The 16,103-nt window shown below is 51.2% G+C and carries 13 protein-coding genes; all 13 read left to right on the top strand.

Annotation, left to right across the window (positions count from 1 at the left end; translation table 11 throughout):
- Nucleotides 1-10 precede the first annotated feature (10 nt).
- Nucleotides 11-1,777: a peptidoglycan glycosyltransferase FtsI gene (locus IX31_RS18535; RefSeq protein WP_034460951.1), complete on the top strand. Its 1,767-nt coding sequence runs from the start codon at nucleotides 11-13 to the stop codon at nucleotides 1,775-1,777.
- Complete coding sequence (murE, locus tag IX31_RS18530; protein WP_034460950.1) at nucleotides 1,764-3,251, top strand: UDP-N-acetylmuramoyl-L-alanyl-D-glutamate--2,6-diaminopimelate ligase; 1,488 nt, start codon at nucleotides 1,764-1,766, stop codon at nucleotides 3,249-3,251. The genes IX31_RS18535 and murE overlap by 14 nt, the downstream gene beginning before the upstream one ends.
- On the top strand, nucleotides 3,248-4,606 hold the full coding sequence (gene murF / locus IX31_RS18525) for a UDP-N-acetylmuramoyl-tripeptide--D-alanyl-D-alanine ligase (RefSeq protein WP_034460948.1): 1,359 nt from the start codon (nucleotides 3,248-3,250) through the stop codon (nucleotides 4,604-4,606). Before murE ends, murF begins: the two co-directional genes overlap by 4 nt.
- The gene (gene mraY, locus IX31_RS18520; protein ID WP_034460947.1) at nucleotides 4,600-5,682 is read left to right on the top strand and encodes a phospho-N-acetylmuramoyl-pentapeptide-transferase; all 1,083 of its coding nucleotides are present in this window, start codon (nucleotides 4,600-4,602) and stop codon (nucleotides 5,680-5,682) included. Before murF ends, mraY begins: the two co-directional genes overlap by 7 nt.
- 2 nt (nucleotides 5,683-5,684) lie before the next feature.
- Nucleotides 5,685-7,001, top strand: coding sequence for a UDP-N-acetylmuramoyl-L-alanine--D-glutamate ligase (gene murD / locus IX31_RS18515; RefSeq protein ID WP_034460946.1), 1,317 nt, complete (start codon nucleotides 5,685-5,687; stop codon nucleotides 6,999-7,001).
- Entirely contained in the window at nucleotides 7,001-8,245 is a 1,245-nt protein-coding gene (gene ftsW, locus IX31_RS18510) for a cell division protein FtsW (RefSeq protein WP_034460945.1), read from the top strand. Before murD ends, ftsW begins: the two co-directional genes overlap by 1 nt.
- Nucleotides 8,242-9,309, top strand: a complete 1,068-nt coding sequence (gene murG / locus IX31_RS18505; protein ID WP_034460944.1) for an undecaprenyldiphospho-muramoylpentapeptide beta-N-acetylglucosaminyltransferase — start codon at nucleotides 8,242-8,244, stop codon at nucleotides 9,307-9,309. Before ftsW ends, murG begins: the two co-directional genes overlap by 4 nt.
- 67 nt (nucleotides 9,310-9,376) lie before the next feature.
- Nucleotides 9,377-10,843 carry a UDP-N-acetylmuramate--L-alanine ligase gene (gene murC / locus IX31_RS18500; protein WP_034460943.1) on the top strand — a complete coding sequence of 489 codons (1,467 nt, stop codon included), beginning with the start codon at nucleotides 9,377-9,379 and terminating at the stop codon, nucleotides 10,841-10,843.
- 1 nt (nucleotide 10,844) lies between these two features.
- Nucleotides 10,845-11,765, top strand: coding sequence for a D-alanine--D-alanine ligase (locus tag IX31_RS18495; protein ID WP_034460942.1), 921 nt, complete (start codon nucleotides 10,845-10,847; stop codon nucleotides 11,763-11,765).
- Nucleotide 11,766: 1 nt separating this feature from the next.
- Nucleotides 11,767-12,603 (top strand): cell division protein FtsQ, encoded by an 837-nt coding sequence (ftsQ, locus tag IX31_RS18490; protein WP_034460941.1) that lies wholly within the window; start codon nucleotides 11,767-11,769, stop codon nucleotides 12,601-12,603.
- Between the two features lie 2 nt (nucleotides 12,604-12,605).
- Complete coding sequence (gene ftsA, locus IX31_RS18485) at nucleotides 12,606-13,862, top strand: cell division protein FtsA (RefSeq protein WP_034460940.1); 1,257 nt, start codon at nucleotides 12,606-12,608, stop codon at nucleotides 13,860-13,862.
- 63 nt (nucleotides 13,863-13,925) lie between these two features.
- Nucleotides 13,926-15,077, top strand: a complete 1,152-nt coding sequence (gene ftsZ / locus IX31_RS18480) for a cell division protein FtsZ (RefSeq protein ID WP_034460939.1) — start codon at nucleotides 13,926-13,928, stop codon at nucleotides 15,075-15,077.
- Between the two features lie 100 nt (nucleotides 15,078-15,177).
- Nucleotides 15,178-16,095, top strand: coding sequence for a UDP-3-O-acyl-N-acetylglucosamine deacetylase (lpxC, locus tag IX31_RS18475; RefSeq protein WP_034460936.1), 918 nt, complete (start codon nucleotides 15,178-15,180; stop codon nucleotides 16,093-16,095).
- The last annotated feature ends 8 nt before the right edge of the window (nucleotides 16,096-16,103 follow it).

Below are 16,103 nucleotides of genomic sequence, written 5' to 3'. Positions count from 1 at the left end.
CGCGTGGCAGATGAGAGCAGCGGCAAAAACGCTTAAACCGAAACGCCAGGAAGAACAGGCCAACTTTGTAAGTTGGCGTTTTGCGTTGCTTTGCGGTTGCATTTTGCTGGCGCTGGTTTTCTTGCTGGGGCGCGTTGCCTGGCTGCAAATCATTGCGCCAGATATGCTGGTTCGCCAGGGAGACATGCGCTCTTTGCGTGTGCAGGAAGTCTCTACTTCTCGTGGCATGATTAGCGATCGCGCTGGTCGTCCATTGGCAGTAAGCGTGCCGGTGAATGCGATTTGGGCCGATCCGAAAGAGCTGCATGATGCGGGTGGTATTACGCTGGATAACCGCTGGAAAGCGCTGGCGGATGCTCTGAAAATCCCTCTTGATCAACTGGCCTCCCGCGTTAACAGCAACCCGAAAGGCCGATTTATTTATCTCGCCCGTCAGGTGAACCCTGATATTGGCGATTACATCAAAAAACTCAAACTTCCCGGCATTCATTTACGTCAGGAATCTCGCCGTTACTACCCTTCTGGCGAAGTAACCGCTCACCTCATTGGCTTCACTAACGTTGATAGCCAGGGTATCGAGGGTGTTGAAAAAAGCTTCGACAAATGGCTAACCGGCCAACCGGGCGAGCGCATCGTGCGTAAAGACCGTTTCGGGCGTGTTATTGAAGACATTTCTTCAACTGACAGCCAGGCCGCTCATAACCTCGCGTTGAGTATCGATGAACGTTTGCAGGCGTTAGTTTATCGTGAGCTAAACAATGCTGTTGCCTTCAACAAAGCGGAATCAGGTAGTGCGGTGCTGGTCGATGTAAGCACTGGCGAAGTGTTAGCGATGGCAAACAGTCCATCCTATAACCCAAATAATTTAAGCGGAACCCCGAAGGACATCATGCGTAATCGTACCATTACGGATGTTTTCGAGCCGGGTTCGACAGTGAAACCGATGGTGGTCATGACTGCGCTGCAACGTGGCGTGGTACGTGAAAATACCGTTCTGAATACCGTGCCGTACCGCATTAATGGTCATGAGATCAAAGATGTGGCGCGTTACAGCGAATTGACCCTTACCGGGGTGCTACAGAAGTCGAGTAACGTCGGGGTTTCTAAACTGGCGTTAGCGATGCCCTCCTCAGCGTTGGTAGATACTTACTCACGTTTTGGATTGGGAAAAGCGACCAATTTGGGGCTGGTCGGAGAACGCAGTGGCTTATATCCGCAAAAACAACGGTGGTCTGACATAGAGAGGGCCACCTTCTCTTTCGGCTACGGGCTAATGGTAACCCCGTTACAGTTAGCGCGAGTCTACGCAACGATTGGCAGCTACGGCGTGTATCGCCCACTGTCAATTACGAAGGTTGATCCACCGGTTCCAGGTGAACGTATTTTCCCTGAGCAGTTGGTTCGTACCGTCGTTCATATGATGGAAAGTGTGGCATTGCCTGGTGGTGGTGGCGTTAAAGCAGCCATCAAAGGCTACCGCATTGCAATCAAGACCGGTACGGCGAAAAAAGTCGGCCCGGACGGAAAATACGTCAACAAATACATTGCTTACACCGCAGGCGTAGCGCCAGCAAGTAACCCTCGATTTGCGCTGGTTGTGGTGATTAACGACCCACAGGCAGGGAAGTATTACGGTGGTGCCGTCTCTGCACCTGTGTTCGGTGCCATTATGGGCGGCGTTCTGCGCACCATGAATATCGAACCGGATGCTCTGGCGACAGGTGAAAAAAGTGAATTTGTAATTAATCAAAATGAGGGATCAGGTGGCAGATCGTAATTTGCGCGACCTTCTTGCTCCGTGGGTGCCACAAGCGCCGGAGAGAGCTCTGCGAGAAATGACACTCGATAGCCGCGTGGCGGCATCGGGCGACCTTTTTGTGGCTATAGTCGGTCATCAGGCGGACGGGCGTCGATATATCCCGCAGGCAATAGCGCAAGGCGTAGCCGCTATCGTTGCTGAAGCTGAAGGCGAAGCAGTAGATGGCGAAATCCGTGAAATGCACGGTGTGCCGGTTATTTATCTGAGTCAGTTGCATCAACGACTTTCTGCTTTGGCTGGGCGTTTTTACAACGAACCCTCAAGTGCATTACGCCTGGTTGGCGTGACGGGCACTAATGGCAAAACGACTACTGCTCAGTTACTCGCACAGTGGAGCCAGTTATTAGGCGAAACCAGTGCCGTTATGGGTACTGTGGGCAATGGTTTACTCGGCAATGTGAAACCGACCGAAAACACCACTGGTTCTGCCGTTGACGTGCAGCATGTGCTGGCGGCTCTGGCTGATGAAGGCGCAAGCTTTGCGGCCATGGAAGTCTCCTCACACGGGCTGGTCCAGCATCGTGTTTCTGCATTGAAATTCGCCGCCAGTGTGTTCACCAATCTCAGCCGCGATCACCTTGATTACCACGGTGATATGGCAGGTTATGAAGCGGCGAAGTGGTTGTTGTTCTCCGAACATGATTACGGTCATGCAATCATTAATGCCGATGATGAAATCGGACGCAATTGGTTAGCGCGTTTGCCTGACGCTGTTGCCGTTACGATGGAAAATAATTTGCAGCCAGGCTGTCGTGGCCGTTGGTTGAAAGCAACCAACGTGCATTATCACGATGGCGGGGCTACCATCCAGTTCAGCTCTTCATGGGGCGATGGAGAAATTGAAAGCCGCCTGATGGGGGCTTTTAACGTCAGTAACTTGTTGTTAGCGTTGGCAACCCTGTTAGTGCTGGATTATCCACTCGAAGAACTGCTGAAAACGGCTCCGAGCCTGCAACCGGTTTGTGGCCGCATGGAAGTTTTCGCAGCTCCTGGTAAGCCGACGGTTGTGGTGGATTACGCCCATACACCAGATGCGCTGGAAAAAGCCCTGCAGGCAGCTCGTCTACATTGTAGCGGCAAGCTGTGGTGTGTCTTCGGCTGTGGTGGGGACCGTGATAAAGGTAAGCGCCCAATTATGGGGGGTATCGCTGAACAGTATGCTGATGTTGTTGTTGTTACCGATGACAATCCTCGCACTGAAGAGCCAAAAGCGATCGTTGCCGATATTCTGGTCGGTATGCTGGATGCGGGCCGTGTACATGTGGTTTCAGGCCGTGCTGAAGCCGTCACTAACGCGGTTATGCAAGCGCAAGAAAATGATGTGGTTCTGGTGGCTGGGAAAGGTCATGAGGACTATCAAATCGTAGGTGTACGCCGTCTGGACTACTCTGACCGTGTCACTGTCGCCCGTCTTTTGGGGGTTGTGGCATGATTCGCGTTTCATTGAGTCAACTCGCTACCATCCTGCATGGAGAGCTGCACGGCGCCGATATCGATATCATTGATGTTACTACCGACACGCGCAAATTAACGCAGGGCTGTCTGTTCGTCGCACTGAAAGGTGAGCGTTATGATGCTCACGACTTTGCGCAAGATGCCGTGAAAGGTGGGGCAGGGGCGTTACTGGTTAGCCGCAAGTTAGCTATTGATGTCCCACAGCTTGTCGTTACCGATACGCATCAGGCATTTGGCGAGCTCGCAGCCTGGGTGCGTCAGCAAGTTCCAACACGTATTGTCGCGCTGACCGGCTCTTCCGGCAAAACCTCTGTAAAAGAGATGACCGCGGCTATTTTGCGTGAATGCGGTAACACCTTATATACCGCTGGCAATCTGAATAACGATATTGGCGTGCCAATGACGTTGTTACGCCTGACGCCAGAACATGAATATGCGGTCATTGAGCTCGGTGCGAATCACCAGGGTGAAATCGCCTGGACTGTGAATCTCACGCGTCCGGAAGCTGCATTGGTAAATAACCTGGCGGCTGCACACCTGGAAGGGTTTGGGTCGCTTGCCGGTGTTGCAAAAGCAAAAGGCGAAATATTCGCTGGTTTGTCTGAGAACGGTATCGCTATTCTCAACGCAGATAATAATGACTGGCTGAACTGGCAGGAAGTGATTGGTGAGCGCAAAGTATGGCGTTTTTCACCGAATGCCACAGGCAGTGATTTTACTGCAACCAATGTGCACATCACCGCGCATGGCACCGATTTCACCATCAAAACACCAATGGGTGACGTTGATGTTACGCTCCCACTTCCTGGTCGCCATAACATTGCTAATGCGCTGGCTGCGGCCTCACTTGCGATGTCGGTAGGCGCTTCTCTGGGGGCGGTTAAAATCGGTCTGGCAGGGCTTAAGGCCGTACCTGGGCGTCTGTTCCCGATTCAACTTTCTGAAAACCAACTGCTCCTCGACGACAGTTACAACGCCAATGTGGGGTCGATGACCGCTGCAGCACAGGTGCTGTCTGAAATGCCGGGTTACCGTGTGATGGTAGTCGGTGATATGGGTGAGTTGGGTGCAGAATCTGTGGAATGCCATCGTCAGGTGGGGGAAGCAGCAAAAGCGTCAGGCATTGATTGCGTACTGAGCGTGGGCACACTGAGCGAAACAATCAGTACTGCCTCTGAAGTTGGCGAACACTTTACCGATAAGCCTTCTTTAATTGTGCGCCTGAGGGCGCTACTCGTAGAGCATTCAATGATTACCATTTTAGTGAAGGGTTCACGTAGTGCCGCCATGGAACAGGTCGTACACGCATTACAGGAGAATGGAACATGTTAGTTTGGCTGGCCGAACATTTGGTCAAATATTATTCCGGCTTTAACGTCTTTTCCTATTTGACGTTTCGCGCCATTGTCAGCCTGCTGACTGCTCTGTTCATCTCGTTATGGATGGGGCCACGTATGATTGCTCGTTTGCAGCAACTCTCCTTCGGCCAGGTCGTGCGTAACGACGGTCCGGAATCTCATTTCAGCAAACGCGGTACACCGACGATGGGCGGGATTATGATCCTGACTTCTATCGTTATCTCCGTGTTGATGTGGGCATATCCATCAAATCCCTATGTCTGGTGTGTGCTGTTCGTGCTGATTGGTTACGGAGTGATTGGCTTTATCGATGACTACCGCAAAGTGGTGCGTAAAGACACTAAAGGATTGATTGCACGGTGGAAATACTTCTGGATGTCTGTCATCGCGCTGGCTGTAGCCTTCACGATGTACAGCGTAGGGAAAGGAACGCCAGCCACCGAGCTGGTTGTGCCGTTCTTTAAAGACGTAATGCCACAGCTTGGTCTTTTCTACGTACTATTGGCGTACTTCGTTATCGTCGGTACTGGCAACGCAGTAAACCTGACCGATGGCCTGGATGGTCTGGCGATTATGCCAACTGTGCTGGTGGCATCTGGGTTTGCGCTGGTAGCCTGGGCAACGGGTAACATCAAATTTGCTGAATATCTGCATATTCCATATCTACGTCATGCCGGGGAACTGGTCATTGTCTGTACGGCAATTGTTGGTGCGGGGCTTGGTTTCTTGTGGTTCAACACCTACCCGGCGCAAGTATTTATGGGTGACGTTGGATCTTTAGCGCTTGGTGGCGCACTCGGAACTATCGCTGTGCTGCTGCGTCAGGAATTCCTGTTAGTCATTATGGGTGGCGTGTTTGTGGTTGAAACGCTGTCAGTCATCTTGCAAGTTGGCTCCTTCAAATTGCGCGGGCAGCGCATTTTCCGCATGGCCCCAATTCATCACCATTATGAATTGAAAGGTTGGCCGGAGCCGCGAGTCATTGTGCGCTTCTGGATTATTTCGCTGATGCTGGTCCTGATTGGCCTGGCTACCCTGAAGGTGCGTTAACTATGACTGATTACCAGGGTAAAAACGTCGTCATTATCGGATTGGGCCTCACCGGCCTGTCCTGCGTGGACTTTTTCCTTGCACGTGGTGTTACGCCACGTGTGATGGACACCCGCATTTCACCACCGGGTCTTGAGAAATTGCCTGAATCGGTGGAGCGACATACTGGTTCACTCAACGAAGACTGGTTGTTAGCGGCTGACTTGATTATTGCCAGCCCTGGTATCGCTGTAGCTCATCCCGATTTGACCCGTGCAGCAGATGCTGGCGTTGAAATTGTGGGTGATATCGAACTTTTTTGTCGTGAAGCACAAGCTCCGATTGTGGCGATTACTGGCTCTAATGGTAAAAGCACCGTCACCACGTTAGTCGGTGAAATGGCTAAAGCAGCTGGTGTGAATGTGGGTGTCGGTGGAAATATTGGCCTACCTGCGTTAATGCTGCTGGAGCCAAATCGTGAGCTTTATGTGCTTGAGCTATCCAGTTTTCAGTTGGAAACCACTTTTAGCCTGAAAGCTGCTGCGGCGACGATTCTTAACGTCACTGAAGACCACATGGACAGATATCCGTTTGGTCTGCAGCAGTATCGTGCAGCCAAATTACGTGTTTATGAAAACGCCACTGTCTGTGTAGTCAACGCCGATGACGCGCTGACGATGCCTGTGCGTGGTGCAGACGAACGCTGCATCAGCTTTGGCGTCGACGTAGGTGACTATCACCTTAATCACCAGCAAGGCGATATCTGGCTGCGGGTAAAAGGTGAGAAAATACTCAACACCAAAGAGATGAAAGTGGTTGGTCGCCATAACTACACCAACGCGCTTGCTGCATTGGCGCTGGCTGATGCGGTGAAACTTCCTCGCTCCAGTAGCTTGAAAGCACTTACAACATTTACCGGCCTTGCTCATCGCTTCCAGCTCGCCTGGGAACGTAACGGCGTGCGCTGGATTAACGATTCTAAAGCGACCAATGTTGGTAGCACTGAAGCGGCGCTAAATGGCTTGAAAGTTGAGGGTACTCTGCATCTATTGTTGGGTGGTGATGGCAAATCTGCTGATTTCTCTTCACTTGCTCAATACCTGCAAGGCTCTGCAATTCGTCTTTACTGCTTTGGTCGTGATGGTGCTGAACTTGCTGCATTGCGTCCGGATGTTGCTGAGCAAACTGAAACGATGGAACAGGCGATGAAATTAATCGCCTCTCGTGTCAAGGCGGGTGATATGGTCCTGCTTTCCCCTGCTTGTGCAAGCCTCGATCAGTTCAAAAACTTTGAGCAACGTGGTGACCAATTCACCTTACTTGCGAAGGAGCTTGGCTGATGCGCTTATCTCTCCCTCGCCTGCGTATGCCTCGCGTGCCTGGATTTGCCATCCTGGGCTGGTTGGGCTCAGCGCTTAAAGGCTGGGTGATGGGCACCAAAGAAGCGGACTCCAATAACATCGTGATGTATGACCGCACGTTGTTATGGCTGACTTTCGGGTTAGCTGCTGTCGGTTTCATTATGGTGACATCTGCATCTATGCCAGTAGGGCAGCGCCTGGCCAATGATCCCTTCCTGTTCGCAAAACGTGATGGGTTGTACATCGTTCTGGCGTTTGCGCTGGCAATGGTGACATTACGCCTTCCGATGGATTTCTGGCAGCGTCACAGTACCGCAATGCTGTTGCTCTCAATCGCTATGCTTTTGATTGTACTGGTTGTTGGTAGCTCGGTTAACGGTGCATCACGTTGGATTGCTTTCGGCCCGTTGCGTATTCAGCCAGCCGAGTTCACGAAACTGTCGTTGTTCTGTTATCTCGCCAACTATCTGGTTCGTAAGGTTGATGAAGTACGTAATAACCTGCGTGGCTTCCTCAAACCGATGGGCGTCATTCTGGTATTAGCCGTGCTACTGCTGGCGCAGCCTGACCTTGGTACTGTGGTTGTGCTGTTTGTTACCACGCTGGCGATGCTGTTCCTGGCAGGGGCCAAACTCTGGCAGTTCCTGGCCATTATCGGTATGGGTATCTCAGCCGTTATTCTGCTGATCCTTGCCGAGCCGTATCGTATCCGCCGCGTAACATCATTCTGGAACCCATGGGATGACCCATTTGGTAGTGGCTACCAGCTAACACAGTCTCTGATGGCATTTGGCCGCGGAGAATTGTGGGGGCAGGGCTTAGGTAACTCAGTTCAAAAACTCGAGTATTTACCAGAAGCACATACCGACTTCATCTTCTCAATTATCGCTGAAGAGCTGGGATATATCGGTGTGGTACTAGCTTTATTGATGGTATTCTTCGTGGCTTTTCGTGCGATGTCCATCGGTAAACGTGCATTAGAAATGGACCAGCGTTTTGCGGGCTTCTTAGGCTGTTCAATCGGAGTCTGGTTTAGTTTCCAGGCACTGGTAAACGTTGGTGCGGCAGCGGGTATGTTGCCAACCAAAGGCCTGACATTACCACTGATCAGTTACGGTGGTTCGAGCCTGTTAATTATGTCTACAGCAATCATGATGTTGCTGCGTATTGATCATGAAACACGTCTTGCCAAAGCGCAGGCGTTTACGAAGGGTGTGCGATGAGTAATCAAACCCGGCGGTTAATGGTGATGGCTGGCGGGACCGGCGGGCATGTCTTCCCGGGTCTCGCGGTGGCACATCACTTAATGGCTCAGGGCTGGCAAGTACGCTGGCTCGGAACTGCCGATCGTATGGAAGCTGACTTAGTTCCTAAACATGGAATTGAGATCGATTTTATTCGTATTTCTGGCTTGCGTGGCAAAGGCCTAAAAGCAATGTTGCTGGCGCCGGTTCGTATTTTCAATGCCTGGCGTCAGGCGCGGGCCATTATGAAAGCCTGGCGTCCGGACGTGGTTCTGGGGATGGGCGGTTATGTATCCGGCCCTGGCGGCGTGGCGGCCTGGTCGCTTGGTATTCCGGTGGTGTTGCACGAGCAAAACGGTATTGCCGGGTTAACCAACAAATGGCTTTCAAAGATCGCTAAAAAAGTAATGCAGGCATTTCCGGGCGCATTCTCGAATGCTGACGTAGTCGGCAACCCGGTACGTAACGATGTGCTGGCTTTACCATTACCGCAAGAACGTTTTGCCGGGCGCGAAGGCCCTGTGCGGATATTAGTTGTTGGTGGTTCTCAGGGCGCAAGAGTGCTGAATCAAATCATCCCGCAGGTTGCTGGTCGACTGGGCGATGCTATCACCATTTGGCACCAGAGTGGCAAAGGTGGTGAGGAATTTGTTAAGCAAGGTTATGCCGAAGTCGGACAGTCTCAGCATAAAGTGACCGAATTTATTGATGATATGGCCGCCGCTTATGCGTGGGCCGATGTCGTGGTTTGTCGCTCCGGTGCATTAACCGTTAGCGAAGTCGCGGCGGCAGGGTTACCTGCACTGTTTGTACCCTTCCAGCACAAAGACCGGCAGCAATACTGGAATGCGCTGCCGTTGGAAAAAGCTGGAGCGGCAAAAATACTGGAGCAACCGCAGTTTACCGTGGATGCCGTTACCCAAACTCTCGCCGGGTGGGACAGAGCAACGTTATTGGCAATGGCTGAACGTGCGCGTGCTGTATCCATTCCTGATGCCACAGAGCGGGTAGCAAAAGAAGTGAGCGCCGCAGCACTGGCGTAATCATTGTGGGTGGCTGTGTTGCCCATGAATATTTGAAGTAATGGCGTTTGACGCTGCAGGTTAGAGAATGAATACACAACAACTGGCGAAACTGCGTTCTATCGTGCCCGAGATGCGTCGCGTCCGGCACATTCACTTTGTTGGCATCGGCGGCGCCGGTATGGGCGGTATTGCCGAAGTTTTAGCTAACGAAGGTTACCAGATCAGTGGGTCTGATCTGGCTCCGAACCCGGTCACTCAGCAGTTGTCGGCGCTGGGCGCCACGATTTATTTCAATCATCGCCCGGAAAACGTGCTCGATGCGAGCGTTGTGGTGGTTTCTACCGCGATCTCTATGGATAACCCGGAAATTGTTGCGGCCCATGAAGCTCGTATTCCCGTTATTCGTCGTGCCGAAATGTTGGCCGAGCTGATGCGTTTTCGTCATGGCATCGCGATTGCCGGTACGCACGGTAAAACGACCACTACTGCGATGATTTCTAGTATTTATGCAGAAGCAGGACTCGATCCTACTTTTGTGAACGGTGGCCTGGTAAAAGCGGCGGGAACACATGCGCGTTTAGGTCACAGCCGTTACCTGATTGCAGAAGCCGATGAGAGTGATGCGTCATTCCTCCATTTGCAGCCGATGGTTTCTGTGGTGACAAATATCGAAGCTGACCACATGGATACTTACCAGGGTGACTTCGAGAATTTAAAGCAGACGTTTATTAACTTCCTGCATAACTTACCGTTCTATGGTCTTGCAGTAATGTGTGTCGATGATCCGGTTATTCGCGAGTTGTTGCCGCGCGTAGGTCGCAAAATCACTACGTACGGTTTTAGCGAAGATGCGGATGTGCGCATTGAAAGCTATCAGCAGAAAGGGGCTCAGGGACACTTTACTATTTCGCGTCAGGATAAACCTGCGTTGCACGTTACCCTGAATGCACCTGGCCGCCACAATGCACTAAATGCGGCTGCTGCGGTGTCTGTAGCCACAGAAGAAGGTATTGATGATGCTGACATTCTGCGTGCACTGGAAAGCTTCCAGGGAACTGGCCGCCGCTTTGATTTCCTGGGCGAATATCCACTCGCGCAGGTGAATGGTAAAGAAGGTACTGCCATGCTGGTGGATGACTACGGTCACCATCCGACAGAGGTCGATGCAACCATTAAGGCGGCGCGTGCGGGTTGGCCGGATAAAAATCTGGTCATGATTTTCCAGCCGCACCGTTTCACTCGTACCCGTGATTTGTACGATGATTTTGCTAACGTGTTGTCTCAGGTAGATTCGTTGCTGATGCTGGATGTTTATTCTGCTGGCGAAGCTGCAATTCCGGGTGCTGATAGCCGTTCACTGTGTCGTACCATTCGTGGGCGTGGAAAAGTTGACCCCATTCTGGTACCAGATGCCAGTCAGATTGCGGACATTTTAGCGCCAGTTTTGACGGGAAATGACCTGATCCTGGTGCAAGGTGCTGGGAATGTCGGGAAAGTTGCCAGAAACCTGGCTGAATTTAAATTGCAGTCCCACACTAAGGAGAGCGAATAAAATGGCTGATAAAATCGCTGTCCTGCTGGGCGGTACTTCCGCTGAACGTGAGGTTTCATTGCAATCAGGCGCTGCAGTTCTTGCAGGCCTCAGAGAAGCAGGAATTGATGCGCACGAAGTCGATCCTAAAAATACGCTAGTTACTGAACTGAAAGCGCAGGGCTTTGATAAAGTATTTATTGCCTTACATGGCCGTGGCGGAGAGGACGGAACGCTGCAGGGTTTGCTTGAACTCCTAAAGTTGCCTTACACCGGTAGCGGCGTGATGGCTTCTGCTGTCAGTATGGATAAACTGCGTACCAAATTGCTGTGGAAAGGTGCTGATTTACCGGTTGCTCCATGGGTTGCACTAAGCCGCCGTGATGTTGAAGCAGGCATTAGTGCAGCTACAGTCGAATGCATCGCAAGCTTAGGGTTGCCTGTTATCGTTAAGCCAAGTCGTGAAGGCTCAAGCGTTGGTATGTCTAAGGTTGATAATGTTTCAGCACTGCCAGCAGCGCTTGAATTAGCCTTTGAGCATGACGAAGAAGTGCTAATCGAAAAATGGCTAAGCGGCCCTGAATACACGGTTGCGATTGTAGGCGAAGAAATATTACCGTCAATTCGTATCCAACCCGCCGGAATTTTCTATGATTATGAGGCGAAGTATCTCTCTGATGAGACACAATATTTCTGCCCGAGCGGTTTAATTGAGCCGCGCGAGCAAGAATTGCAAGCTTTAGTGTTGCAAGCCTGGCAAGTTTTGGGTTGCAGTGGTTGGGGGCGCGTAGATGTCATGCTTGATAGCGATGGCCAGTTTTATCTACTGGAAGTAAATACTTCTCCGGGGATGACCAGTCATAGTTTAGTGCCGATGGCGGCACGCCAGGCCGGGATGACGTTTTCTCAACTGGTAGTCCGTATTCTGGAGTTGGCAGACTGATATGTCGCAAGCAGCTCTGAATACGCGTAATCGCCAGGAAGAAGAGGAAACCAGTTCTCGTCGCAGTAATGGTGGGCGGCTGGCCGGGATTATTTTCCTGAGCGCAGTACTGTTTACGGTATTTATCGGCGGCTGGATCGTAGTCGGCTGGATGGAAGATGCTCAGCGTCTGCCGCTATCGAAGTTGGTGGTTACTGGTGAACGGCACTACACCCGTAATGATGATATTCGTCAGTCAATTCTGGCACTTGGGCCCCCGGGCACCTTTATGACCCAGGATGTGAATATCATCCAGCAGCAAATTGAACGTTTGCCATGGATTAAGCAGGCAAGTGTCAGAAAGCAGTGGCCGGACGAATTAAAGATTCATCTGGTCGAATACGTACCCATCGCGCGCTGGAATGATCAGCATATGATTGATGCGCAGGGAAATTCGTTTAGCGTTCCGGCGGAACGTTCTGCAAAACAGAATTTACCTATGTTATCCGGCCCAGAAGGCAGTGAAGGTGAAGTGTTGGAAGGCTTCCGTGACATGGGCACAGTGCTGGCAAAGGATAAATTTACGTTGAAAGAAGCGGCGATGACCGCTCGTCGTTCCTGGCAATTGACGTTGAATAATGGCATTAAGCTCAACCTGGGCCGGGGCGATACGATGAAACGCTTGAGTCGCTTTGTGGAACTTTACCCTGTTCTGCAGCAGCAAGAGCAAGCCGACAATAAAAGGATTAGTTATGTCGACTTGCGTTATGACTCAGGCGCGGCAGTAGGCTGGCAGCCTGCTCCCGTAGTAGAACAACCTAATCCTAATCAGCAACAGAATCAGGCACAGGCAGAATAACAATGATCAAGGCGACGGACAGAAAACTGGTAGTAGGACTGGAGATCGGTACCGCAAAGGTTGCCGCTTTAGTAGGGGAAGTTCTGCCTGACGGTATGGTCAATATTATTGGCGTGGGCAGTTGCCCATCGCGTGGTATGGACAAGGGTGGCGTAAACGATCTTGAGTCAGTCGTTAAATGCGTTCAACGTGCGATAGACCAAGCCGAGTTGATGGCTGATTGCCAGATATCCTCGGTCTACCTTGCGCTGTCAGGTAAGCATATTAGCTGTCAAAATGAGATTGGTATGGTGCCAATCTCTGAAGAAGAAGTGACGCAGGAAGACGTTGAAAACGTTGTTCACACCGCAAAGTCGGTGCGCGTACGTGACGAACATCGTGTTTTGCATGTAATCCCGCAAGAATACGCGATTGACTACCAGGAAGGCATCAAAAATCCTGTAGGTTTATCGGGTGTACGTATGCAGGCTAAAGTGCACTTGATTACTTGCCACAACGATATGGCTAAAAACATCGTCAAAGCTGTTGAACGATGTGGTCTCAAAGTTGACCAACTGATTTTTGCAGGTCTTGCAGCGAGCTATGCAGTATTGACCGAAGATGAACGTGAATTAGGGGTCTGCGTAGTAGATGTCGGTGGTGGTACTATGGACATCGCGGTTTACACTGGCGGCGCACTGCGCCACACCAAAGTTATCCCTTATGCAGGGAATGTGGTGACCAGCGATATCGCATATGCTTTCGGCACCCCACCGAGTGATGCTGAAGCCATTAAAGTGCGCCATGGGTGCGCGCTGGGTTCGATAGTTGGTAAAGACGAAAACGTTGAAGTGCCAAGCGTAGGTGGACGTCCACCGCGTAGCTTACAACGCCAGACGCTCGCAGAAGTTATCGAGCCGCGTTATACCGAGCTGTTGAACCTGGTAAACGAAGAAATTTTGCAGTTACAAGAACAACTTCGCCAGCAAGGTGTGAAGCACCACCTGGCCGCGGGGATTGTTTTGACAGGCGGTGCGGCACAAATTGAAGGCCTGGCAGCCTGTGCGCAACGGGTGTTCCATACCCAAGTACGTATAGGACAACCGCTAAATATTACAGGTCTGACTGATTATGCCCAGGAGTCTTATTACTCCACAGCAGTCGGCTTGCTGCACTACGGGAAAGAAACTCATCTCAGTGGTGAAGCAGAAGTGGAAAAACGAACCTCTGTCGGCTCATGGATTAAGCGAATCAACAGCTGGCTGAGAAAAGAGTTTTAATTTTTATAAGAGACCAGACAAAATTAGCGGTCTCAGGCGACAGGCACAAAACGGAGAGAAACTATGTTTGAACCTATGGAACTGACCAACGACGCGGTGATTAAAGTCATCGGCGTCGGTGGTGGCGGCGGTAATGCCGTTGAACACATGGTGCGTGAACGCATCGAAGGTGTTGAATTCTTTGCAGTGAATACTGATGCTCAAGCGTTACGTAAAACTGCTGTAGGCCAGACTATCCAGATTGGTAATGGTATTACCAAAGGTCTGGGTGCTGGAGCGAACCCTGAAGTGGGTCGTACCGCTGCGGAAGAAGATCGCGATGCGTTACGTGCGGCCCTTGAAGGCGCAGACATGGTATTTATCGCTGCAGGTATGGGCGGTGGTACAGGGACAGGTGCTGCACCTGTAGTGGCAGAAGTGGCCAAAGATCTAGGTATCCTGACCGTCGCTGTTGTGACTAAGCCTTTCAACTTTGAAGGCAAGAAGCGCATGGCATTCGCGGAGCAGGGTATTGCTGAGCTCTCTAAGCATGTCGACTCCTTGATCACCATCCCTAACGACAAATTGTTGAAAGTGCTGGGCCGTGGTATTTCTTTGCTTGACGCTTTTGGCGCAGCAAACGATGTGCTTAAAGGCGCAGTGCAGGGTATCGCAGAACTGATTACTCGTCCGGGTCTGATGAACGTCGACTTTGCTGACGTGCGCACCGTAATGTCCGAAATGGGTTATGCCATGATGGGCTCTGGTGTTGCAAGTGGCGAAGACCGAGCTGAAGAAGCGGCAGAAATGGCGATTTCCAGCCCACTGTTGGAAGACATCGATCTGTCTGGCGCTCGTGGCGTTCTGGTCAACATCACCGCTGGCTTCGACCTGCGTCTGGATGAGTTCGAAACTGTGGGTAACACCATTCGTGCGTTCGCTTCTGATAACGCGACTGTGGTTATCGGTACATCTCTGGACCCAGAGATGAACGACGAACTGCGTGTAACTGTTGTTGCAACCGGTATTGGCATGGACAAACGTCCAGAAATTACCCTTGTGACCAACAAGCAGACTCAGCAGCCAGTTATGGATCGCTACCAGCAACACGGTATGGCCCCGCTTCAGCAAGAGCAGAAGCCTGCTGCCAAGGTAGTTAATGACAATACGCCACAAACGACGAAAGAGCCTGATTATCTGGATATTCCAGCGTTTTTGCGCAAGCAAGCTGATTAAGAATAAACCGGAATTTGGGGAACTGCGCTCTTTGTGCTAAACTGGCCCACCGATTGTGATATACACTTCGGTTGGATAGTTAATTTGGCGAGATTATACGATGATCAAACAAAGGACTCTTAAACGTATCGTTCAGGCGACTGGTGTCGGTTTACATACCGGCAAGAAAGTCATGCTGACGTTACGCCCTGCGCCGGCAAATACCGGGGTCATCTATCGTCGCACTGACTTGAATCCTCCGGTAGATTTTCCGGCAGATGCCAAATCTGTGCGTGATACCATGCTCTGTACTTGCCTGGTGAACGAGCACGATGTGCGGATTTCTACCGTTGAGCATTTGAATGCCGCCCTTGCGGGATTAGGTATTGATAACATCATTATTGAAGTCAATGCCCCTGAAATCCCTATCATGGACGGTAGTGCAGCGCCATTCGTCTACCTGCTGCTTGATGCCGGGATTGACGAATTAAACTGTGCAAAGAAATTTGTACGCGTCAAAGAAACAGTGCGCGTTGAAGACGGCGATAAATGGGCTGAATTCAAGCCGTATAATGGTTTCTCGTTGGATTTCACCATCGACTTTAACCATCCGGCGATTGATGCCAGCACCCAACGCTACAGCATGAACTTCTCTGCCGACGCTTTCATGCGCCAGATTAGCCGTGCTCGTACCTTCGGTTTCATGCGTGATATCGAATATCTGCAGTCCCGTGGTTTGTGCCTGGGCGGTAGCTTCGATTGTGCCATCGTTGTTGACGATTATCGCGTACTGAACGAAGACGGCTTGCGTTTTGAAGATGAATTCGTTCGTCACAAAATGCTCGATGCGATTGGTGACTTGTTCATGTGCGGCCACAACATTATCGGCGCGTTTACCGCCTATAAGTCAGGTCATGCACTGAATAACAAATTGCTTCAGGCTGTTCTGGCGAAGCAGGAAGCCTGGGAATGGGCAACCTTCGAAGACGATGCTGAGCTTCCGTTAGCGTTTAAAGCACCGAAAATGGTTCTGGCATAACACCAGAA

Source organism: Buttiauxella noackiae, assembly GCF_000737905.1.
Lineage (GTDB): Bacteria > Pseudomonadota > Gammaproteobacteria > Enterobacterales > Enterobacteriaceae > Buttiauxella > Buttiauxella noackiae.
The sequence above is the reverse complement of the archived record's forward strand: the minus strand, read 5'-3'. Positions and strand labels throughout refer to the sequence as shown.

Coding starts and splice junctions, on each gene's coding strand:
- IX31_RS18495 (WP_034460942.1), top strand. CDS start 10,845: ATGGCTGATAAAATCGCTGTCCTGCTGGGCGGTACTTCCGCTGAACGT.
- murD (WP_034460946.1), top strand. CDS start 5,685: ATGACTGATTACCAGGGTAAAAACGTCGTCATTATCGGATTGGGCCTC.
- murG (WP_034460944.1), top strand. CDS start 8,242: ATGAGTAATCAAACCCGGCGGTTAATGGTGATGGCTGGCGGGACCGGC.
- lpxC (WP_034460936.1), top strand. CDS start 15,178: ATGATCAAACAAAGGACTCTTAAACGTATCGTTCAGGCGACTGGTGTC.
- ftsA (WP_034460940.1), top strand. CDS start 12,606: ATGATCAAGGCGACGGACAGAAAACTGGTAGTAGGACTGGAGATCGGT.
- ftsZ (WP_034460939.1), top strand. CDS start 13,926: ATGTTTGAACCTATGGAACTGACCAACGACGCGGTGATTAAAGTCATC.
- ftsQ (WP_034460941.1), top strand. CDS start 11,767: ATGTCGCAAGCAGCTCTGAATACGCGTAATCGCCAGGAAGAAGAGGAA.
- ftsW (WP_034460945.1), top strand. CDS start 7,001: ATGCGCTTATCTCTCCCTCGCCTGCGTATGCCTCGCGTGCCTGGATTT.
- IX31_RS18535 (WP_034460951.1), top strand. CDS start 11: ATGAGAGCAGCGGCAAAAACGCTTAAACCGAAACGCCAGGAAGAACAG.
- mraY (WP_034460947.1), top strand. CDS start 4,600: ATGTTAGTTTGGCTGGCCGAACATTTGGTCAAATATTATTCCGGCTTT.
- murF (WP_034460948.1), top strand. CDS start 3,248: ATGATTCGCGTTTCATTGAGTCAACTCGCTACCATCCTGCATGGAGAG.
- murC (WP_034460943.1), top strand. CDS start 9,377: ATGAATACACAACAACTGGCGAAACTGCGTTCTATCGTGCCCGAGATG.